The organism is Clostridium amazonense (assembly GCF_056431285.1).
In genome coordinates this window covers 86,550-110,707 of sequence record NZ_JBWKMH010000031.1, presented here as the reverse complement: position 1 = coordinate 110,707, position 24,158 = coordinate 86,550, and the positions used below count along the sequence as shown (strand labels likewise).

Here is a 24,158-nt window from a genome sequence, read left to right as displayed (position 1 = left end):
TCTAAAAAAATATTATATATCTTATGAATAAACTGTTATATTTATTTGGTAAATTTTATATGTTTTAACTTGACTTTAATAGACATTTATTATATATTTATGGTATGGTAAATTTTTTAAATATAGTAATTTTTTTATTGTATTTAATTTCCTATTTATCATAAATTTTATTGTTATATATTTTTTAAAAATATATTATTTTACATTACATTTGTTATTTTCGAAATAATTAGTATAATGTAATTTTTCTAATTATTGTATAGTATTTTAATTTACGTTAGCACAATATCCTAGTTAGGTTACTCCCTAAAGGGATAGTAGAATTAAATATAATAAAGAGAGTTAAGACCAAGCGTTCGTGCTTGGTTTTTCTCTTTACATTTTGGAAATTATTTATAAATATGGTATAATAATTAAACAAATACATATCATGGAGGGGTTTTATGGACACAAAAATTGAAAAACTAAATTTATCTTTAACGGAACATGATTCAATAACTATTTCAAAGATAAAAAAACAAATGCTAGAGGATGAATTATCAACTCTTCCTCCTATCAAAGAAAACGATATCAACATATCCACCTCTTACATATTTGATGCTAACGATAAGATAGAAGTAGGAGTTTTCTTTAGAAATGGGCTTAACGTACCTATCAACTTTGACATGGTGCCTTTAACTCTTTTAGATCAAAACAATAACATAGTATCAACTCAAATATTTAATCTAAAAGATTTAGGAGATATTCCACCTCATAGTGCAAGACCATATGAACTATTTTTCTCTAAAAGTGACCTGTCTGATGTTAAGATTTTAAATAAAGAGTGGAAAATAGTATTTAAAGATACTATAAAAGCTATGAAAACAGTTAAAATCGAATATGATGATTTTCCAAATATGGATATCCAAGCAAAAACATTCCTTGAAAATTATCTTAATACTCTTCAACCACTTGAAAAGGGTAATTTAGATATTAAAGTTTACTCAGTAGAATTGTTAGATGATAAAAACATTAAGGTAACTATATTGATAAGAAATGGTAATAATCAACAAGCTACTTTAGAACAAATACCACTAAATATATACGATAATAATAAAGCTATAATTTATTCAGCAGTATTGAAAGTTAGTGATGTTCATGTAAATGCATATAAAGCAAAATTAATAAATTTCATAGTAGATTGCAAATCTCATGATCTTTCATCTTTTGATTTAAGTAATTTAACTGCAGACTTTAAAACTATTAAATAGATATTTCATAATATAAAGAAAAATTATTATATAATATAAAAGAGTGATTTTTAGTTTTTTAAAATCACTCTTTATTTATATTATTCAACTAATTATTTTTAATATAAGCCGAATATAGTCTTAGTTTATTATAAATTTAGTTAATTTAAATAATATTATTTTCTTTTTATTACATTCTAAATCATTAAATATATATACTTCTATTTTAAAGATATTTCTATATATTTTATTATTTCTTCTTTAGTTATAGACTCATTAATAAACCCACCAAATTTTTTCATTTTTTTATTATAGTCTAATTTAATCCCCTTAACACTTACTTCATACATTGAAGGATCTTTAACATTTGTAAGTTCTATAACTATAGCTGTTGTTCCCATAAGAGCTCCATCTTGTACAGAAACTATAGCATTCTTTTTTATTTGTTCTAATTCATTTTCAACTTCCTTTTCTAAGTTAATATTAACATTTTTTAAATTACTTGATACTTTTAAATTTAATAATTTTTTCTTATACCCATTAGAAGTGACTTCCAATGCATAATTACCTTCTTCTATTGGTTTAGCTGTGAATTCTCCTTTTATATTACTTTTAATATTTTCAATTATATTTCCATCCTTCTTTAATATTATTTCTGCATCTTTAACTACTACATTTTCACAGCTTACTGTTCCGGATATAACATACTTAATTATATCTGGTTTTTCTATTTTTTCTTTTTCTAAAGATACTTCTATAATTTTGTCATTATCCTCAATTTTAAATTCATCTTTTAATTCTTTGAAGCCATCTTTTTTTACAATGTAAATATATATACCATTTTCTAACTTATAGCTTCCATCACTTTCACATTTTATTTCAATATTATCTTTTTTTACAACTATAGATGCTCCGTCTAAGTTTTCGCTTCCATCCTTAGCTTTAAAGTTAACAGTTCTTTTAGTTTCTTTAGGTTCATCAGGTTTTTGAATTTCTTCCTTTTCTAATGCTACTTCAATATTTTTATCACTATCACTAATTTGAAATTCCCCTTTTAATTCTTTAAATCCTTCTTTTTTTATAACGTAACTATAATTACCTTTTTCTAACTTATAACTTCCATCATTTTCACTTTCAAATGTTTTATCTTGATTTTTTACTACTATTGATGCTCCATCTAAACTTTCTTTTCCATTTGCAGCTTTAAATTTTACTATTTTTTTAATTTCTACTGGTTTTTCCGGTTCTGTAGGTTTTTCTCCTTCTTTTTTTAAATCAACATAAACTTTTCTATCACCATTAACTCCAAAACTTCCATTAGCTTCTTCAAAGCCATATTTTCTTACCCTATAAGTGTAACTGCCCTTTTTCAAGCTATATGTTCCATCATATTCTGGTTCTATTACATCTCCAAATCTTTCAATTATAACATCAGCCTTGTCTACTTTTATATCATCATATAACGGAATAATTTCTACTGTATACTTATTATTTTCATTATCACTATCATTATTAGTAACACCTGATCCTATATTCACTCTTCCCCCAATTACACAGTTTTGATCTCCATAAAAATGATTAATCCTTCCGTTAGTATTTTCAATCATTACATACTGTACCTTTTTATCCACAGTAACATTTTTTATGGTTCCTTCATTTTCTAAAAATGCTCCTTGTGCAGCTTCCTTTATTTGCACCTTATTTATCTCTGATAATCTATTAATTTTAAGTTGTGAATCTTTGCCTTCAATAATAATATCTGTTACATTTCCTGTGATTTTTACTTTAGCACTTCTTCCAACAGTTATCTTATCTGTTTTCCAATGAATTTCATTAAATATAGTTGCTCCACTTTTATCATTTATAGTTAAACTTTTTATTTTGCCATTATTAATAAACTCTTCATTATTAATTTCATCTATAATAATTTCATTTGCTAATTCTCCATTGTTAACAATATTTCCATTAGGCATATTCACAGTTATCTTTCCTGTAAATTTTCCATTTAATTCTACAGTTACATTCCTATTTGTTTCTATATTAAAATTTTCTTTTTCTATTCCCCATGAATTAAATCTAATTAATTCACCTTCTTCAGCAGTTGAAAGTTCTCTTTTTAGTTGTTCAATACTATGAACTTCAATACCTTTTACAGCATTTAATTTTTCTTTCATTTGCTCTATAGTTGAGCTATAAACCCCATATCCAACTTTTGTTATGGACTTAACCTGTTTTCCACTCAAAAAATCTTTTTGACCTTGAGATAGCTCTTTTCCTATTAACATAACAGGTGCTCCCTCTTTAGAAGCTAATGCACCTGCTGATAATGCATCTACTAGATTTCCTTCATTTTCAATGCCAGATTTAGCAGTATAAATATTACCTAGTGTACTATTTTGATAAAATGTTTCTAACACCGATGCGTTAGTTTCAAATCTATTTACACCACCAATTCTTTTAGCATTTACCCTACTCACTATATTTTTAGATATAACACCTTCGCCACCAATTGCATAAATATTATTTATTAAATTATCTTTTAAAAATTGTTCTCCACCTTTTAAATCATTGCCATCAGTTAATAATATAGCCATTCCTCTTTCTGCTGCTGGTGCTGCAATACTCATAGCATCTGCCATTCTGCCATTTAACCCATTAACAATTGCTACTGAATTTATGCTTAAATTTCTTGCAACCTTCATTGATGTTTCAAATCTATCTTTTCCTGCAATTCTAGATATAGTTATCCCTATACCTTTTAATTTATTTTCTACATTTTTAGAAACTACACCTTCGCCACCAATAATAGTTACATTTTTAGTACCTAATCTAATAAGTTCTGCTTCTGTTGATGTAGTTAACTTATCTCTTTCTGTTAATAATATAGGTGCATCCTTCATTCTTGCATATGGTGTTGCTGCAAGAGCATCAGGAAGTGCTGCTCCATTAACAAGTACTACATTGTCTGAATAACTCCATCCACTCTTACTAACCTCTATAGCTGATTCATATCTACTTTTACCAGCTAATAATTTTTCCTTTATAACATTATTAAATTCACCAGCAAAACACGTTAATCCTACACTGGAAAACGTAGTTCCAATTAATAATGATAAAATAACCTTTGAACTCTTTCTCATTCTCTCTTTCCCCTTTTATAAATTAAATTTCTTATTGAATATCCATTATATTAAAATTCATATAAACATAATCAACACTTTAATTAAATATACTAATCATTTCATTTTAATAATATTTTAACATAAAATACAATATAATATATTTTATATAAAATAATCCATTTGTTATTATATTCGTTCAATAAATTTCCAAGTTTAATTTTATATTATTATCATAATTATTTAGTGTTCAAAATGTATTTTTACGTATTTAAAATTCACTTCCACCTCCACCCCTCTGTAACCCGGAATTCATATTTTTTGTAACCCGGAATTCATTCCGGGAACGTTTCTATTTAATTCATTACAATTCATAAATTTATGCCCATACCCAAAATCACCGGGATTGAAATCCCGGCTACGTTTCAACATGATCATATTACATTAAAAATAATTTCCCATATATTGAAAATTAAATTCCACTCCTTTGTAACCCGGAATTCATTCCGGGACATTATCCTTTAATTCATTACAATTCATAATTTTATTCCCATATCAAAGATCACCGGGATTGAAATCCCGGCTACGAAAAAACAAATCCCATATACATTTTTTTTAATCTTGGTTACATTTAAGCATTATCTCCAATTTTTCTGCAACCCGGAATTCATATTTTTTGTAACCCGGAATTCATTCCGGGATATTCTCTTTTAATTCATTACACTTCATAATTTTATTCCCGCATCAAAGACCACCGGGATTAAAATCCCGGCTACGAAAAAAACAAATCCCGGCTACATCTAAGAAAATCCCATCTAGGTTTTAACATACTCCTATTACTTTTTAAAATAAATTCCTGATATAAAAAAATAAATTTATACTATGATTTTTATAAAATATGTTTATATCTAAATTAAATGGATATTACTTAAAGTAATAACTATTTTAGGTGGTGTTTTAGATGAAATTACAGCATTATAATGAACTTAATAATGTATATTTTATTACTACAATAACTAAGAATAGAAAACCTATATTTAATGATAAATTAGCTTGTGATTTATTCATTAATTTAATAACATATTATAAACTCAAATATTCCTGTAAAATATATGCATTTGTCATTATGCCTAGTCATATTCATTTCATCATCCAAATTAGCAATAACATTTCTATATCTACATTTATGAAATTGCTAAAAGGAACTTTCTCAAAATATTATAATGAACTTTCAAAAAATAATTCTACATCAATATTTCAAGAAGGTTTTTATGATAATATAATCAAAAATGAATTTGAGCCTAGCAGTATTATGAATTATATACACAATAATCCAATAAAAGCTAACATTGCATACGAATATAAAGATTATTTCTACTCTAGTTATACTTTTTTTTATGAAAATGATAAGACTTTTAATTTACTTTTAATTTAAATTTATTCCCATAACCAAAATCACCGGGATTGAAATCCCGGCACGAAAAAAATAAATCTCATATATGATTTCTAAAAAATCCTAGTTACATTTAAGCATTGTTTTTAATTTTTCTTCAACCTTTCAATTTCATCTTTTCTGTAACCTGGAATTCATTCCGGGACACTACCATTTGATTTACTGCAAATTTATAATTTATATCCATATCATAGTTAACCGGGATTAAAATCCCGGCTACATTTTTAAAAATCCTGGCTACGTAAAAAAATAAGGTAGCAGATAGATTCCCCATTCTCTATCTACTACCCTATTTTTCTTGTAAAATCTCTTAGTATATTTTTATCTTTATTTTGAATTATATTTTCATTTTCTCCTATGTAATATAACTTCAATTTTTTAGGATTTGTTACACTACTATTTAAATATAGTATTATTTTATTTTTTTCTGCTTTAATATTATTTATATGTATCTTCTTTCTTGTTTCATAAATATGAAATGCCTTTTTTAAATCATTTTCATTATTTATAACTATGTCATCTGTTAAACTTATTTCTATACTTTCTTCACTCCACCAAAGTTTCCCCATTTTTTTAAATGATATCCCCTTAACTTCTGGTGATATAGTAAATTTAATTTTTATATTCTTTTCTACTTCTGCTGGATTTAATTTTAGTTTTATATTATATACATCTTCTTTAAAAGTTTTTGTAACTGCTACTTTTATATCAACATCTCTAACTAAAGATTTAACATATTTTTTTACATATTTTAATCTATTATTTTTATCTATAAATTCTTCAAATGGTAACTTTATTATTTTATCATGTATTAATTTTAAGACCTCCTCGCCTCTTAATATTTTATTCTTTACATCTAAATCTTCTATGTCATCATTTTTCTTATCTTCCTTTAGTACAGTACATTTTTCTTCTAATTTGAAAGTCTTTACATCTCCATCTATCTCCACTTTAGATTTTTTCCCTTCAATTCCAACCTGTTGTATATCTCCATGTATATGTACTCTTGTATCTTCTCCAATTATTACTTTATCTAATTTGCCTGCTTTATTATTTATAATTGATGTACTAGCCTTATCACTAACCTTAATATTGTTTATTATTCCATTGTTTAAAAATGTTCCATTATTTATATTGTCAATAACTACTACATCTGTTATAATTCCATGATTTATAATGCTTCCTTTTATCATATTTACTATTATTCTTTCACTATGTTTACCAACTAGCTCTACCACTATTTGTTTATCTGTTTTTATTTCATATGCTTCTTTTATATGTTCTTTTGGAATAAATCTAATCAAACATCCATCTTTAGCTACTTTTATAGCAGCTTGCAATTCTTTTACTGTTTCTACTTTTGTACCTCTAGTCACATTTAAAATTTTATATGTGTCCATAATTGACTTTTCCCTTACACCATAACTAGCTTCTTTTAACATATTAATCTGCTTGCTACTTAAAAATTCACTTTCCCAGTTCATACCATCAACCTCTCTAAGCATAAATTTAATCCCCCTCGTTTTTTCTAACCCGGAATTCATTCCGGGATACTACCATTTGATTTACTGCAATTTTATAATTTATATCCACACCATAGTTCACCGGGATTGAAATCCCGGCTACATAGAAAAACAATTTCCCATTTATTTAGAATTCAACTTCATTCTTTTTGTAACCCGGAATTCATTCCGGGACACTACCATTTGATTTATTGCAATTTTATAATTTATATCCACATCATAGTTCACCGGGATTGAAATCCCGGCTACGAAAAAAAACAAATCACGGCTACGTTATAAACAAATAAAGTCTGAGCCTATTCCCCTTATTCAAAAGATAAGAGGCGGGAGTTTACCTCCTACCTCATTTTTTTATTTGCTTATTTTTTCTTCAAAGTTTTCTAATGGATTACCATCTTTATTTTTTATTGCTCCTATTTCTTCACCTTTATATGATACTTTTACTTTGTCTATATTCTTTATAGCTTGTTTTAATTTAATTGTTATTATATTTTCATATAGGTTTACACTTTCTACTTGAACACTTTTTTTTCCATTATTTATAGCAAATAAACTCTTTAAATCCTCATTTTTATTTATTTCAACATTTTCATTTAATTCTATTTCTACAGAACTATATTTTGTGTTTACCCAATTGTCAAAAAATTCACCTATAGAAGATATCTTTGTTTTTTTTGCTTTTATACTTACAACTTGTGGTGATGTTGTGTATTTTACTTCTATTGTTTTATTTACACTTTCTTTATTTAACTTCAAACTAACCTTGTAGAAATCATCTTTATCACATTTAGTTACGCTAATTTTAATATTTTTATTTTCCACTAGATTGTCTACGTATTCTTTTGTCTTTTCTAGTCTATTTTCTTTTTTATTAAATTCTTCAAAAGATAGTTTTATTGAATTATTTTTTATTGCTTCAAGCGCATTATCTAATTCTTTTTTATCTTCTACTTTTGCATCTTTTTCTGTTTTGTAAGTTATTCTCATTATTTCATCAGAGTTTTCATTGTCTACAAATCTTATTCTTGATGCATTTTCTACATATGCTGTAAATACAACATTGTTATTTTCATCTTTGTAGTCTTTGTATTCAAAGCCTTTGTCTGATTCACATGCTTTTAAGCCTTCAACTTCTAATTCATGTTTTAAGCCATCAATTACCATTTTTACTGTTTTTTCTTCTTCTCCAGTTTTCACTGTCATGTTAAATTCTCTTAGCTCATATGGGAATTGTATAGTTGTTGTTTCTAATTCATTTTTTATTGTTATAGCTTTATACATTCTTTCAAATAGCTTGTCTTTTACTTCTCCATTTGAAAGCTTTTCTATTAATATTTTTGCAACTTCTACATCTTCATACTTCATTGTATTTTCTGCTTTTTCTACTGCATCTTTAGCTATTTTTAAGTCTGATATTTTTAATTCTTCTACTGCTTTTTCTATAGCTACTACTGCTTCATTTATTTCTGCTACTGTTTTTCCTTCAATATTAAAGTTTAGTGCATTTTGTAATGCTTCAAAGCTTTCTACTGTATAATCTTCTTCTAGTAAGTTCTTATTTTCAACTTCATTTACTTTTTCATTTAAAATTTCAGTAGCTTCTTTCATTTCTTTTTCTGATTCTTTTATTGTTTTATAAGTTATTTTCATTATTTCATCAGAGTTTTCATTGTCTACAAATCTTATTCTTGATGCATTTTCTACATATGATGTAAATACAACATTGTTATTTTCATCTTTGTAGTCTTTGTATTCAAAGCCTTTTTCTGATGCAAATGCTTTTAAGCCTTCAACTTCTAATTCATGTTTTAAGTCATCAACTACTATTTTTACTGTTTTTTCTTCTTCTCCATTTTTAACTGTCATGTTAAATTCTCTTAGTTCATATGGGAATTGTATAGTTGTTGTTCCTAATTCATTTTTTATTGTTATAGCTTTGTACATTTTTTCAAATAGTTTGTCTTTTACTTCTCCACTTGGAAGCTTTCCTGTTAATGTTTTTGCAGCTTCTACATCTTCATACTTCATTGTATTTTCTGCTTTTTCTACTGCATCTTTAGCTATTTTCAAATCTGAAATTTTTAATTCTTCTAATGCTTTTTCTATAGTTTCTACAGCTTCATTTATTTCTGCTACTGTTTTGCCTGTAACATCAAAGTTTAGTGCATTTTGTAATGCTTCAAAGCTTTCTACTGTGTAGTTATCTTCTATTAAATTTTTGCTATTTACTTCTGAAACTTTTAAAACAAATTCTTCTTTAACTTCAAATAATATTGTTTTTACTGAATTCATTGCATTACTTGCATTTACTTTTATAGTGTTTACTTCTTCCTCAGTTTTTGCTTCATTTATCACTGCCTCTGCATCTGTTTTTATTTTGTTTATATTATTAAAATTATCAACAGTATAATCTTCTTGCTTATATTTTTCTAACTCTTTATTTAAATCATTTTTTGCATTTTTCTTTACTTCATCAAGCTTTGATTCTTGTGGTGTTTCAGGCTTTTCTGGTGTTTCAGGTTTTGATGATGTACCACCACCTCCGCCAGAACTTGCTCCACCACCAGTAGATGGTTTCGTTATTGTTCCTATATTTTTGTCGCCACCTATAACTTGATCTTTGTTACCTTCTAGTTTTTCAACTTTTCCATTAGTAACATCTATTTTTACATCATTTGCATTACTACTAACTTTTAAAGCTGTAACACTACCATCATTACTTATTTTTGTTCCCTTTGCAGAACCCGTTATTTCAACATTTTTTATTTTAGATTTTTTCTCTATTTTTACTGAAGCTTCTTCGCCATTTACTTTAACACTATTTATTTCTCCTCCAAGCTTCACTTCAGATTTTTTTCCTTCAACCACAATTTCTTTTATGTTTCCAGATATGTATGTCTTAACTTTTTCCCCAATTGTTAATTTAGTTACTACTCCATTTTTACCATTTACAATTGATGAACCTGTTTTATCATTAACTTCTATATTATGTATTGTTCCATTATTTAAAAGTGTTCCACTTTTTATTTCATTTAAAATCACTTTTCCCTTTAATTCGCCCTGATTTATAACGTCACCTTTAGGCATGTCTACCTTAATTTCGCCACTAAAATTACCATTTAGCTCTACAACTATTTCTTTATTACTTTTTATTTCATAATTCTCTTTAACATCTGTTTTTGGAGTAAACTTAATTAATTCCCCATACTTTGAATTTTCTACAGCAGATTCTAACTCTTTTACTGTGCTAACTTCAATTCCTTTAGTTACATTTAGTACTTCATAAAGTTCTTTTAGTGATTTTTCATTTATACCAAAACCAACTTGTGTTAAAGCTTTTATTTGCTTTTCTTTTAAGAATTCTTTTTGTACTTTTGAAACTTCTGTTCCTAAAAGCATAACTGGTGCTCCTTCTTTTGCTGCTAAAGAACCTGATGACAATGCATCTACAAGTTCACTTTCTTTACTAGCACCATCTTTAGCTACATAAATATTTTTTAATTCTTTTTCATCATAAAACTTCTTTAAAACTTCTCCATTAGTTTCTCTTCTATCTTGTCCACCAATTCTTAATGCTTTTATACTATTTGCATTTTCATCAGAAACTACAGCATTTCCACCTATAACATAAGTTTCAGATATTTCGTTATCCTTTACGAACTTATCAGCACCTCTTAAACTTTTCCCATCTGATAATAAAACTGCCATACCTTTTTTTGCAGCTGGAGAAGCAATACTCATTGCATCAGCAAGTCTTCCATCTAATCCATTAACAACAGCAACAGCTTTAGCATCTAATTTTTCTGCCACTTTAAGTGAAGTTTCAAATCTATTTTTTCCTAATATTCTGAAAGTTTTAATTCCCATAGCCTCTAATTCATTAACTACATTTTTAGATACTACACCTTCACCACCAACAATAGAAACATTTTTAACTTTTAATCTTTCAAGTTCTTTTTTGGTTGATTGAGATAACTTGTCCATTTCTGTTAATAAAATTGGAGCATTCTTCATCTTTGCATAAGGTGTTGCTGCAAGAGCATCTGAAAGTGCTGCTCCATTAACTAAAACTGCTGTATCTGAAATTTTCCATCCCTCTTTACTAACCTCAATAGCTGACTCATATCTTGTAGCACCTGCTAACAACTTTTCACTAATAACATCCTTTGACTCGACAGCAAATACGCTTGTTCCAACAGAGCCTAAAGTTGCCCCTAAAAGAAGTGTTGAAATAATTTTTGACCCTTTTCTCATGAAATTCTCTCCCTCTTATACATAAAATTTCCCTTTATACCATTACCATTCATAGCTGAATTTATGACACAATTTAAAAATTTGAAGTGATACTTGCTATTTTAATATGTTTTTTTAATTGATAATTCAATTTAGACTTGAATTGACACAATTCCGACCATATAAAAATTATGTCACAATAAAAAACACCTATAACAATAATTCACTAAAAATTATTGTCATAGGTGGGTTGCTCTACTTGCTCCGCATAATCTAAGAGCCCAAATACAGATTATACATCATAACTCCCTACTTATTATATGATGTATATCTAAGTTCTAGATTACACCCTTATTAATTACCACTTTTAAATTTATATTCATAATCATTTTATATTTATACCAAGAATTAAATTAAATATTGTAATAATATTTAATTTAAATTCTTAATATATTTTAAAATGCGTTTGGACTATCTCATATTTTTCTAAACTTTATAAGACTTTATTCAACATAAACCCTTATAAAATAACCATATTTAAATCTTAAACAATTTATTTTTCATAATATTAAATAATTTAATATTTTTTCCTCAATTACAATTAAAATTATATATTCTTTGTATATTTATTTCAAATATTTTATTATTACTTATTTTGACCTTTTTCTTACATTTTAGACATTTTTCTTAAATCCTTGTCACTTTCTTATCATTAATCAGCAAAAGAAAGTTTTTTTGTGTAACCTGGAATTCATTCTAAGACACTTTCCATTTGATTAATTGCAATTTATAATTTTATTACCCTATCAAGGGATACCAGCATTGAAATCTATTTTTTTGTAACCCTGAATTCATTCCGGGATATTCCTCCTTGTTTTATTACAATTTTATAGTTTATATCCATATTAAGGTCCACCTGGATTCAAATCCCGGCTACATAAAATAGAAATTCCAGCTACGTTTAAACATAACATCCAAATTCCCTGTAATCCGAAATTCATGTGCTTTGTAACTCGTAATTCATTCCCAGCTATTCGCCTTTGATTTATTGTAATTTTGTAATTTATATCCACATCACAGGTCACCGGGATTAAAATCCCGGCTACGTTAATAACAAATTCTAGCTACGTTTTAAAAAATCTCAATTTACTTTTGTTAATTTATTTTTTAATACCAATCTTTTTGTATTTTGGAATTTATTCCAAAATACTCTCAATAAATAAAAAATGAATGAACCAGTTAAATAACTAGTTCATTCATTTATATTATATTAAAAATTCATTATTAATTTGCTTTTAAATCTAATCTTAAATTAACTACTTCCTTATCATCAGTATACTCATCATCATATCTATATATATCTAATGTAAGATTTACAACTTCAGCCCTATTGCTTTTACTCACAATACCATCTGTTCCAACAATATTATTGTCACTATTTGCTATTTTTACTCCATATTTATATTTAGAAGACATTTTGCTATATATATTATCTAATATGTTATCTTGATAGTTAATTTCTCCAAGTTTATCTTGTTTTAAATTAAAAATAAAATTTTCAAATTCTAAATCGTCTTCCACTTGATATACATTTTTAACTAATTTATCTTGAATTTCATTCCACCCCATACCTAAACAAGTAAGACTTTTTCTATTTTCTTTTATACTTTCAACTTTCCCTCTAATTTCCTCTAAGCTTTTTTCATCTAATTCTTTTCCTTCATACTTGCTCATTTCATTTAATTTTTCATTTATAATAACTACTAATTCACTTTTTAATATTTCTTCTATTTTGCTTAAATCATTATTTTTTTCATTTAAAATTTTCATTGCTATTTTTTCTTTATAAACATCTTCAACATTATAAAATCCTTCAACTCTTAAGTTATCCATTAGTTTTGTTAATTCTTCAGCATTATCTGCATTAATTATATTATCAATATCATTTTTAGATAACTCTAATGATTCATCTAAAAACTTTGATATATTTCTTAAATCTTCAAAATAATCATATCCTAACTTTCTTTCATCAATTAAATCTAAAAACTTATTAGCAACTATATTTTGATTTATTTTTAATAAACTGTCATATTTTTCAAATGGTGTTTTATCTTCTATTAAATCAATATATTTTAATGATTTTAAAACATCCATAATATCTGTGTTTCTATGTATAACTTTTATTCTATCTACAATTTGTTGCTTTATATTGCTTTCCATTTTAATATCATCACATTCTTGATAATCCTTATCTTTTAATGTTCCTTTTTTTATAGTTACAGTTACATTGTCTTTTAAAGGTTTAGTAAATTTTACAAATATACCTGAGTTTTTATAATCCTTTCCTCCAGAATATAAATCGAAAAAATCAATATTCTCAATTTCTGGTCTTGTTCCATCATTATATACTACATCTATACCTTCTGATAATTTATTATGAACATCTTCACCATTGTCTATTTTTAATAATTCTTTATTAAAATCTATTCCAAATTCATCTAATGAATTGCCCATATAGAAGTAATTACCTTCATCTGCCAATTTAACTGGATCTATGTTAACTTCTTTTTTATAATTTATATTTGTATTATCAATCTTATTTCCATTTTCATATTTTACATTTGAAATATTAAGATTCACTACATCCTCATCTTTAAGATTTAAATGCCTTACTGTTGATATACATGCCTTTTTATTTCTAACCTTAACTTCAAACAATTTTACATTTTCTGTTTTCCCTGTTTCTTTTCTTGTTACTTGCATTTTATAATTTTCTAGCTTTTCAGCCGATTCCTTATCTATCTCGCCATCAAAATTAACTTGAAAATCTCCATCATAAAATCCATCATTTGATCTTTCAAGTTTAATACTTGAGTTCACATCTTCATTAGGTTTATTTTCTGACTTTATAGTTTCCTCAATTATGTTTCCATTCTCATTAAGTTTCTTTTGAATAATTTCATTTTTAACTTTATATATCTCATCTTCCTTTGCAGTTGCTGTATACTCATCTATTTTTATTGAGTCTCCTGCCATTAATGATACTCTATATGCTCTGTTAACTTTACTTGCATCTATGTAATCATTCTTTTCATTATCATGATATGATAATAATTTTCCACTCATCAAATCTTTCATATAGTTTGTATATAATTTTCCTTCTCCCCCCATTAATTTCTGTATCTGGCTTTTTTGTAATTCCTTACGATCATATTGTACTAAACTTTCATTTTCCGTTTGTATTAATATTTTATCTATAGCTCCAAATACTGTTGTTAAATTTGCTGATGATATAATACCAACTAGTGCCAATGTACAAATACATTTTAATGATTTCCTATTCATTTTTAATTCCCCCTTAATTTACATAACCTTTGGTAAACATTTATATATCATATTTTTACATATTTTAATTAATTTTCATCGTAATAGTTTTTGCTTTTTCTATTTTTTTACTTATCTATAATTAAAACTACTTTACTTTAAATTAACTCTTAATTTTTCTGAAACTTGTTGTTCATTTAAAACTTCTTCAACAAATCCTCCAAATTTTTTTCTTTCTACATAATAATCTAAATTAGTATCATCTACTTTCACTTCATACTTAGAAGAATCTTTAACCCCTACAAGTTCTACAACTATTGCTGTTGTTCCTTGTACAGCACCATCTTCAACTAATATTTTAACATCTGGATTTTCTTTTTTATTAACTGTATCTTTTTCACCATTCTTATCACTATTTTTCTTTAATTCATTAGTTTTAGAATCCTTATCATTATTATTGATTTTTTCTTCAATAATTGATTTTATTTCTTCTGAAGTTAAGTTTCTCTTTACATTATCTTCTTCTAATTTAATTTGCTTTTTAATCTCTTTAATATCTTTTTGATCAATATCATAATTCTTTAATATCTCACTATAATCAGATACTCCTTCTAATTTATTACTTGAATTTTTTACATAATTCGAATCATTATTTTTCATTTTACTAATTGATTTTAATCCTACCCCTACTATAATAATAAGTACAATAATTACAGTTATTATTTTCATATTTTTCTTATTCATTCTTTTCCCCTCTTATCTTTTAATTTCATTTTTAACCCTTTTTAATACTCTTTTTTTATAAATTTAACATTATAATTAATTCCTATGCCCATTCCTGTTAATATCCATGCTGAAGGTGCTACTCCTAATACACTATCATTAAAAATATTAACTATTAAATATCCAAATATACTAACAAAAATAGCTAATCCAAGTATAGTTTTAAAATCATTCACTTCTATTTTAGAATATATTTTTATACTATTTGTAATGTAATATATATACATACTTAAATATATTATTAAGGATATAATGCCTGTATTTACTGCAATGTTTAGATATTGACTATGTGGCTTGTCTATTATTACTTGACGTTGATATGAATTAGCAATTCCAACATAATCATTCTTAGGAAAATGTATTGCAAAGTTATCTGGTCCATATCCCAAAATTAATGTTTTTTTAAGCAGTGGAATTGTTCTTGACCATATGTATCCTCTGTTTGAACCTAAGCTTTCCTTTCCTTCAAATCCTAATTTTTCAACATCCCTAACTTCATAAATTTCTCCATTAATTAAATTTAAATACTGTAACTCTTCATTTTTTCTTATAAAAGTTACATCTAAAGCTTTTTCCTTTACTTGAATAGCCTCATTTCCATTCCAATTGCCTAATTTAAACATGTAATTTTCAAAGTTTTCATCTAAAACTTTGAAAAAACCATTCTCTTTATCTTGTTCTAAGCTTAATATGTTATTTTCATTATCTATTACTATATAATTATTATTTATAAATTTTAAATATAAATTTTTATCATTCTCACTAAATCCAACCGTATCTTTATCTATTAAATCAATACTTTTTACCCTTGTTCCACAATTCTCTTTTGTAGTTGAAAACATATTTACTATTTCCTTTGATATACTGGCAATATTTTCAGTTATTCTATTGTCAGCAATTTTATTGACTATAACAGAACTAAATATCAACAAAAATATGATAATTGCGAATTTTCTTAGTGAAATTTTCTTGTTTTTTATAGCTATTAAAATGATTAATATACTAGAACATATAATAGATACCACTCCGCCTCTTGAATTAGACCCTATTAAATTTATAATCATCAAAATATCTAAACATAAAAACAAAATTTTATGTAACTTATTTTTTGTATATATCATAAATGTACTTATATATGGTATTAAAACTGAAGTATAACTACCAACATAATTGGGATTTCCTAATGTTGAATACACCATTCCTTTTTCAAAAGAAAACTTCAATTGATCTCTAAATTCTTTATCCTTATTAGATACTATTAATGCCTTTCCTAAGTTTGTGTTAAAAAAGTCTAAATTTAAATATTGAAATAATCCTATAATTCCTACACAAGTAGCTGTTAATAATAAAGATAATACAACTATCTTTATTGCCTTATCATTTTCAGATATATTCATAGCTACAAACATCAAAATTACATAGCATATTAATGTAATTGTTCCTTCATACCTATTTATCATCCCAATAAATGATGTGAATTTATTTTTTGATATAACTGCAGATAATAAAATCATAAAAGTATACGTTATCATAAAAATATATATTCTATTCTTAATTAACTTCAATTTATTATTAACTACTAAATATGTAAAATAAATTAATAATATTACACTAATAAATAATAAAAGTTTCATTTTACTATAATAAAAGCAATCTGTTGTAAAACTTCTCTTTCCTAGCACACACGCTTGCTCTTCTAGTATATCTAACACATTAAACCTTACTACTATTGTAGTTAAAAATATTATGCTAGCTAAAACCCATGAAATTGTAACACTATTTCTATTAGTATCTTCCAAATAATCACCAACCTTTTTTCAATAAACTTTATTAAAAACTTCTAATTGCTTTTTACAATTTTAATATATTGTCTTAAATAAAACATGAATAACCTAAATTTGAAACTCGATTTCTTATATATTATATCATTTTTATTATTTTTTTACATAATATTTAATAAATTACATATTTTATAGATTTAAATTTTGACTATATTAGCTTCTTTTTTTTAATATACTATTTTGCATAATAAAAAAGACCTGAAAATAAAACTACCTACTTCAAGTCTTTTTTTTATTACTTGGTCCAAATTAATACTGTTAAACTATCTTTTGAATCAACTACATTTATTCTCAAAATGTGTTTATCTTTTTCAGCTTCTATACTTGATGGTTTTTCATTTTTATTTATCTTCCATCCATCTTTTCTTAATATTTTCTCGTATTTTTTTAAATATGTATCATAATCTTGATTTTTAACCTTATAAACTGCATTCCCAAACTGATCATCTTTTCCTGGTTCACTTTGCTCTAATTTCATTTCTTTACACTGCGGAAGATATGAAAATTCTTTAGTATATTTTACTTTACTATTTAAAACACCTACTAATACTACAACTAAAATTATAATTGCCACAATTGAACTTATTATTACCTTACTTTTTTTCTTCATTTCCCTTTTACCCCTTTAATAAATAATACAAATAGACTTTATATATACTAAAATCCCAACAAACTAATTATATCATTTTAACTAAAATATGTAAATTAATACATATTTATATAAATAAATAACTATAGACTAAATTTAGTATATATTTAGCCTATAGTCATTCTTACCTAATATATCAATTTTTTATGCTACTAATCCACTGTCATTTAACTTTTCTTTAACTCTTACCTTAACATTTACTTCTGGCTTTTCTGCTTTCATTTCTTCTGGCAGCTCATATATAGCCTTAAAGTTATATTCTCCTAATTTATTAGCATCATATTCTTCACATACCCATGTTGTCTTTACTTCTTTTATATGTCCATTATTTAATTTTATTTTCATTTTTTCATATAACCCTATATCTTCCTTTTCTGTTCCAAGTTCTATTACTATTGGTTTTAATTCTTCTATTGATTCCACACTTAAAAGATTTACTCTATGATATTTTGATGTTTCAAATAATCCATTATTTTCATGCTCTAATTTAGCAACAAAAACTTGAACCTTATTTTCATCAAGTTGACTTCCTTTATTATTTTGGAATGCATCTTCATGAATTTTCTTTACATCTTTTAATATAGTTACAGACGATATTTGATTATTTAAAAATGAGAAACGATCTAAACATATAGTTCCCTCCCCTTTATCAATAGTCATAGAAATTAATTTATTATCTGCAAAAGCTTGATTACCTATTTTTCTTACACTGCCTGGAAAATCTACATATGTTAAATCATTTTTATAAAATGCAAATGTTAATATTTCTTCAACACCTTCTGGAATAAATACTTTACTCAATTTATTTTCTTGAAAAGCACCTGCTTGTATTACAAATCCATTCATACCTTCTGGTATTTTCAAACTAACTAATCCTTTGTTATAAAATGCTTTTTCTCCAACATCTGTTATATTTTCTCCTTCATTATTCACCATAGGCAATACTAAATCTTTATTATTTTTTAGTTTTTCTTCCCCCATTTCACTAAAACCTTTTATAGTTGTTCCTGAAAAGCTAAAGTCTTCAACACTCCACTTATCATTATCTTCATTTTCAAATTGTTCTTTAACTACTATTTCTGATTTAAACTGTAATTTCATTTCTGGCTCTGTTTGATTCACACCCTCTGGAAGCTTAAATTTACCAATTGCAACATACTTACCTGACTTGTTAGCATTATAATTATCCATTATCCAATTTAAAGTTACCTCATGTTTATTGTTATTTGAATCTATTATGATTCCTGTCTTTGCTAACTTTTCAATAACACTATTTTTATCAGTTCCAAAATTAACCACTTGTGAAGGAACTTCTCCTATAGATTTAATAGTTATTTTATCTATTACATCTTTTTTATTGCATTTAATAATACACTCATTACATTTATCATTTAAGTCAACACTTATTTCATTTTTATTTATAACCTCATATTCATTGTTGTCATAATTGGGTTGAATTTTTACATCCTTATCACCTATATGAAAATACTCTTCTGTTTTAGGGTTTTTCCACATATCTTCTTCTTTTAAAACTTTATCTTCATATACATATTTAATAGTCAATTTAGCAGGATTAATTACACTATATTTAGATTCCTTAAGATTATTTTTATAATCCTTTATAAATAAATGAACTATACCATCATATCCTAAATTAGTAGAAAAGGCATTGTAACTAAGTTCTTTTAAACTACTTGGAAGATTTACATCTTTTAGTTGATTACTTGCAAAAGCATATTCATCTATTTTTTCAACACCTTCTTCTATATTAACTGATGTTAAAAACTGATCATGCCAAGTGTTCCAAAATGCTCTTGACCCTACAACTTTTACATTTCCCGGAATAGTTACTGATGTCATTTTATTACTAGCAAATGCTTTTTCTCCTAATTCTGTTACAGTTTTAGGAATTTCTATACTTTTGAACTTATTATTATTAAATCCAGATAAATACTTCAACGTACTAGGCAATTTTACTTCTGTTAATAAATTATCACTAAATGCTAACATTTCTATTTTAGTTACTCCCTCTGGAATTACTAGAGTTTTTAATTTATTAAAGGCAAATGCTTTTGGTATTACTTTTAAAGTATTAGGAAGTGTAAGATTTTCTATTTCATTAAGTGTAAATGCTCCATCTTCTAGATTTTTTATTGTATCAGGTATAACTAAAGATTTTATCTTGTTTCCATTGAATGCTGATTGTTTTATAGTTGTTACACTACTTGGTATTTCTATAGCAGACAAACAATTATAACGAAATGCTTCTAAACCTATTGTTGTAACAGTATCTGGTATGTTTACAGTATTTATACCTTTTTCTGGATTTTGTTTGCTTTCATAAGTACCTAAAAAAGCTTTATCACCTATTTCTGTTATAGGTTCTCCACCTTCATTAGTTGTTGGTATAATTACATTTTTATTATTTTTAAATTTTTCTTTTCCCTTGTCAGAAAATCCAGCTATAGTTGTGCCTTTAAATAAGAAATCTTTTTTATTCCATTCTTTAGAATTTACTATTACTTTTACTATCACTTTAAGCTCTATCGGTGGATTTGATTGATTCATTCCCTTAGGCAGTTCAAAACTTCCACTTGCTGTATACTCATCTTCAACATTTTCATTGTAATTTGAAATTGACCAATTTATATTTAAATTATGTTCTGTATTATTAGAGTCTATTATTGTAACTTGCTTTTGTAATTTTTCTTTTAAGTCAGTTTCTGTAGTTCCGCATGTTACATAAACATTATTAAACTGTAAATGCTTTATTTCTTTTATACTACATGCTAAATAATCTTCATTTAAAAGTTTTATAGCATTTTCTAAGTTTTTAACTACTTCATTTACTTCTTCTACCGTAGCATATACTTTCTCATTTATTTCCTTTGCCTTTTCAATTTGTAATTTTAATTTATTTACTTTTTCTTCTGCTTTATCTTCTAGATTTATGCTTTTACCAGCATTAATAGCTTGTAATAGTTTTAAATACTTTAATTTAACTTCATTATTATTTGTAAAAGCCTCATTTCCAATTTGCTTAATATTAGTAGGAATAGTTACCTTGCTTAAATTATTCCCATTAAATGCAGTATCTCCAATTCTTTCTACTGTTGATGAAAGATTTACAGTTTCTAAGTTGTTTCCTCTAAATGCTGCATCACCTATTATCTTAACGCCTTCTGGAATATTTACCTCAGTTAACTTATTCTTAGCAAATGAAGATACTTCTACAATTTCTGTATTTTTTGATAATTTTATATAGTTTAATTCATTTTGTTGAAATGCCATTTTTCCTATATTGATAACAGTGTCTGGAATATTTAAACTTTCTATTTTATTTCCTGTAAATGCACCTACTCCTATACTTGTAACGCCATTTGAAATAATTACAGATTTTAAATTATTCTTTGAAAATGATGCCATGGATATTTCTTTTATATTTTTAGGAATTTGTACACTGCTTAACTCATTACTTGAAAAAGCTCCTGCTCCTATGTATGTTAACCCCTCTGGAAGATTAATTGATTTCAAATTATTCTTTTCAAAAGCTTTATCTTCTATTGTTTTGATACTTTCTGGAAGTTTTACTGAGGTTAATTTTTTGTCTCTAAATGCCTTACTTCCAATTGAAGTTACCGCCTCGCCTTCAATTGTATCAGGAATTATTACATCTTTTTCACTACCTACATATTCCGTAATCTTTCCATTAATAAAATTAAAATCTTTTTCATCTATTAAGTCATATATGCTTTTATTAACATCATCAACTACCTTGTTTATAACTTCTAAATTAGCATTAGCTTCTTCATTTAATTTTTCAGCAGCTTTAATAAAATTTTGCAATTTTTGTACTTTTTCTTCTGATTTCCCAGTTACTTTAAAGTTTTGTCCACTTTCAATAACTTTAAGTAATTTACTATACGTTAGTTTTATATTTTCATTTTTACTGAAAGTGTTTTTTCCAATTTCTTTAGTTCTTTCAGGAATTATTACATTTTTTAAATCATTTTGACTAAATGCAGTTGCTCTAATATTTTCTACAGTTGTTGGAATAATTACATTTTCTAATTTATTATCTTTAAATGAAGATATTCCTATCATGGTAACACCTTCTGGCATTGTTACAGAAGTTAACTGATTCTTTGAAAATGCTCCTGTTGGTATAATTGCCAATGTCTTTGGAATTTCTATTTCTGTTAATTCATTGTTTCCAAATGCTAAATTCCCCATCTCTTCTAAATATTTTGGAAGTTCTACATGTTTTAACTTGTTTTTAGCAAATGCCTGACTTTCTATACACTTAACAGTATTAGGTATTTTTACTGTTTCTAAGTTCTTATTGTTAAAGGCATTACTTCCTATAGTGGTAACTATATTTCCATCTATTTTCTCAGGAATAATTACATTTACATCATTCCCATTGTATTTTATAATTTTTCCATCTAAAAATTCAAAACTTTTTTCACCATCCCTACCTATCCAAAGGATTTTGGCAGGACCACACCATACGTGCCACTTTCATGGCATACAGCGTTCTATCAATAATATAAACTTGCAAAGGTTATCTATATTTCTGGAGAGTTATATAGGGTTCCAAACTCAAATTCAAACTAATCTCTTTATCAAATGATAATACTACAGTTACAGTTTATTTTTATTATCATATTTGGAACTAAGTAAGAATTAATAGCGAAAAGTGAATAGTTATAGTATATATTACTCACTTTGTTCCTAATATCTAAAAATAGAAGCACATAAAAACTAGTTTTTTTATATGCTTTAACTAATTTGCTTAGCAAATTATAGTAAAAATTGATTTTAAAAACTGATACTTCAGTTTTATTCTTCATTGTTAATTGTTAATTTGTGTCTAACATTGCAACTATCTCATTATCAACTGAAATAAGAGTAATTTCATTTTTAAGCTTGTATTCATCTATGTTTTTAAATTAATATTTTTTCGCATAATAAAAGGCATATTAAGAATTGAATCTTATAATGCCTTCTACTTTTTAGTTTAACATTTTCAACATAAATACTCTAGTTAAATTCATATTTCCTATAAAAAAGAATTTACTATTACTAAATTAAATAGTGTTTAGTTTTGCTTCAAAGACTGTACTAATCTTTATAAAGTTATATTTTCTAAAACTAAAACATTCTTGACAATATTATTGCCTTATACTCGTTCCTTTTACTTCTTATAAGACATATTTAAATAATTTTTTTAGTGAACTTAAAAATTCATTTGGACTTCTACAATTTTGATTCTTAATGTATTCTATTGATAATTCTTTTACATATCTTTTATAAAAAATACTCTTCTTTGTAATAATTTATTATCTTAATTATTCATAGAAAAGAATACATTTTATTCAATTCACACAAATTTTTTCTTATATGTCCTTAATGTTAAATATATAACTCATGATCCAAAAATTTAGAACTAGAAATTAATATGAACTCAGTATAAAACTGAAATGCCTTTACTCATATTTGCATTCTAACTATATGCATTACTGCCTCTATTGATAATAAAGATATTTCTATATATTTTTTAGGATATATTTATGAATTTATTGATATGATGCTTTAACTTCATATTATCTTGCATACTTCAAACTCATTAATTCTATTCATTTATTTAATAAGAAAAGGATAACCCAAAGGCTATCCCTCCCTATTTACTTTATTAATTTTTTGAAAATAATTACATACCAAAGAGTTACTCTGTTACTGTTGTATTAATTGTATAATTAACTTTAGTTCCATCTTCTGCTGTAACTTCTACTGTCCATGTATTACCATCATCTTTTGTTACTGGTGTTCCTACTTTTGCATTACTATCTTTAGCAATTGCTACTACATCAGTTTCTTTAAGATCAGATAATACTGTTCCTTTTGCTAATTTTACATTATATATTTTTGAATCACTTGAATCAACAGTTGCCTCTGTTCCTTTTACAGTTATTTTTGTAACACTTGCATCATTTGATTTTGC

Annotated in this window: 12 protein-coding genes and 1 riboswitch; of the genes, 2 read left to right on the top strand and 10 right to left on the bottom strand. The window is 25.8% G+C overall.

The genetic code is table 11. The features are described 5' to 3' along the window. Positions 1–443: 443 nt before the first annotated feature. The gene (locus AC07E4_RS13050) at positions 444–1,250 is read left to right on the top strand and encodes an SLAP domain-containing protein (protein ID WP_478216610.1); all 807 of its coding nucleotides are present in this window, start codon (positions 444–446) and stop codon (positions 1,248–1,250) included. A 200-nt stretch (positions 1,251–1,450) separates the two neighbouring features. Here AC07E4_RS13050 and AC07E4_RS13045 read toward each other — a convergent pair whose 3' ends face one another. Next, the gene (locus AC07E4_RS13045; protein ID WP_478216609.1) at positions 1,451–4,369 is read right to left on the bottom strand and encodes a cell wall-binding repeat-containing protein; all 2,919 of its coding nucleotides are present in this window, start codon (positions 4,367–4,369) and stop codon (positions 1,451–1,453) included. Positions 4,370–5,309: 940 nt separating this feature from the next. On the opposite strand from AC07E4_RS13045, the gene AC07E4_RS13040 reads away from it, so the two are divergent. Next, a complete protein-coding gene (locus AC07E4_RS13040; RefSeq protein ID WP_478216608.1) occupies positions 5,310–5,783 on the top strand; it encodes an REP-associated tyrosine transposase in 474 nt (157 codons plus the stop codon). 302 nt (positions 5,784–6,085) lie between these two features. On the opposite strand, the gene AC07E4_RS13035 is transcribed toward AC07E4_RS13040, so the two are convergent. The 9 genes from AC07E4_RS13035 to AC07E4_RS12995 all read right to left on the bottom strand — a co-directional run. Continuing rightward, positions 6,086–7,306: a hypothetical protein gene (locus tag AC07E4_RS13035; RefSeq protein WP_478216607.1), complete on the bottom strand. Its 1,221-nt coding sequence runs from the start codon at positions 7,304–7,306 to the stop codon at positions 6,086–6,088. A gap of 369 nt (positions 7,307–7,675) precedes the next feature. Continuing rightward, complete coding sequence (locus AC07E4_RS13030) at positions 7,676–11,578, bottom strand: cell wall-binding repeat-containing protein (RefSeq protein WP_478216606.1); 3,903 nt, start codon at positions 11,576–11,578, stop codon at positions 7,676–7,678. A 214-nt stretch (positions 11,579–11,792) separates the two neighbouring features. Beyond that, positions 11,793–11,876, bottom strand: a riboswitch (cyclic di-GMP riboswitch). Between the two features lie 586 nt (positions 11,877–12,462). Then, complete coding sequence (locus tag AC07E4_RS13025) at positions 12,463–12,630, bottom strand: hypothetical protein (protein WP_478216605.1); 168 nt, start codon at positions 12,628–12,630, stop codon at positions 12,463–12,465. 211 nt (positions 12,631–12,841) lie between these two features. After that, the gene (locus tag AC07E4_RS13020) at positions 12,842–14,902 is read right to left on the bottom strand and encodes a hypothetical protein (RefSeq protein WP_478216604.1); all 2,061 of its coding nucleotides are present in this window, start codon (positions 14,900–14,902) and stop codon (positions 12,842–12,844) included. Between the two features lie 132 nt (positions 14,903–15,034). Beyond that, on the bottom strand, positions 15,035–15,625 hold the full coding sequence (locus AC07E4_RS13015) for a hypothetical protein (protein WP_478216603.1): 591 nt from the start codon (positions 15,623–15,625) through the stop codon (positions 15,035–15,037). Between the two features lie 41 nt (positions 15,626–15,666). Then, positions 15,667–17,463 carry an O-antigen ligase family protein gene (locus AC07E4_RS13010; RefSeq protein ID WP_478216602.1) on the bottom strand — a complete coding sequence of 599 codons (1,797 nt, stop codon included), beginning with the start codon at positions 17,461–17,463 and terminating at the stop codon, positions 15,667–15,669. A 277-nt stretch (positions 17,464–17,740) separates the two neighbouring features. Then, positions 17,741–18,115, bottom strand: a complete 375-nt coding sequence (locus tag AC07E4_RS13005; protein WP_478216601.1) for a hypothetical protein — start codon at positions 18,113–18,115, stop codon at positions 17,741–17,743. Between the two features lie 183 nt (positions 18,116–18,298). Continuing rightward, complete coding sequence (locus AC07E4_RS13000; protein ID WP_478216766.1) at positions 18,299–22,519, bottom strand: leucine-rich repeat domain-containing protein; 4,221 nt, start codon at positions 22,517–22,519, stop codon at positions 18,299–18,301. A gap of 1,363 nt (positions 22,520–23,882) precedes the next feature. Next, the coding region (locus AC07E4_RS12995) for a hypothetical protein (protein ID WP_478216600.1) at positions 23,883–24,158 on the bottom strand (276 nt) is incomplete at its 5' end.

Bases quoted from the DNA above. Each gene is read 5' to 3' on its own strand.
- AC07E4_RS13035 (WP_478216607.1), bottom strand. From the start codon at position 7,306: ATGCTTAGAGAGGTTGATGGTATGAACTGGGAAAGTGAATTTTTAAGT.
- AC07E4_RS13005 (WP_478216601.1), bottom strand. From the start codon at position 18,115: ATGAAGAAAAAAAGTAAGGTAATAATAAGTTCAATTGTGGCAATTATA.
- AC07E4_RS13015 (WP_478216603.1), bottom strand. From the start codon at position 15,625: ATGAATAAGAAAAATATGAAAATAATAACTGTAATTATTGTACTTATT.
- AC07E4_RS13030 (WP_478216606.1), bottom strand. From the start codon at position 11,578: ATGAGAAAAGGGTCAAAAATTATTTCAACACTTCTTTTAGGGGCAACT.
- AC07E4_RS13045 (WP_478216609.1), bottom strand. From the start codon at position 4,369: ATGAGAAAGAGTTCAAAGGTTATTTTATCATTATTAATTGGAACTACG.
- AC07E4_RS13020 (WP_478216604.1), bottom strand. From the start codon at position 14,902: ATGAATAGGAAATCATTAAAATGTATTTGTACATTGGCACTAGTTGGT.
- AC07E4_RS13040 (WP_478216608.1), top strand. From the start codon at position 5,310: ATGAAATTACAGCATTATAATGAACTTAATAATGTATATTTTATTACT.
- AC07E4_RS13050 (WP_478216610.1), top strand. From the start codon at position 444: ATGGACACAAAAATTGAAAAACTAAATTTATCTTTAACGGAACATGAT.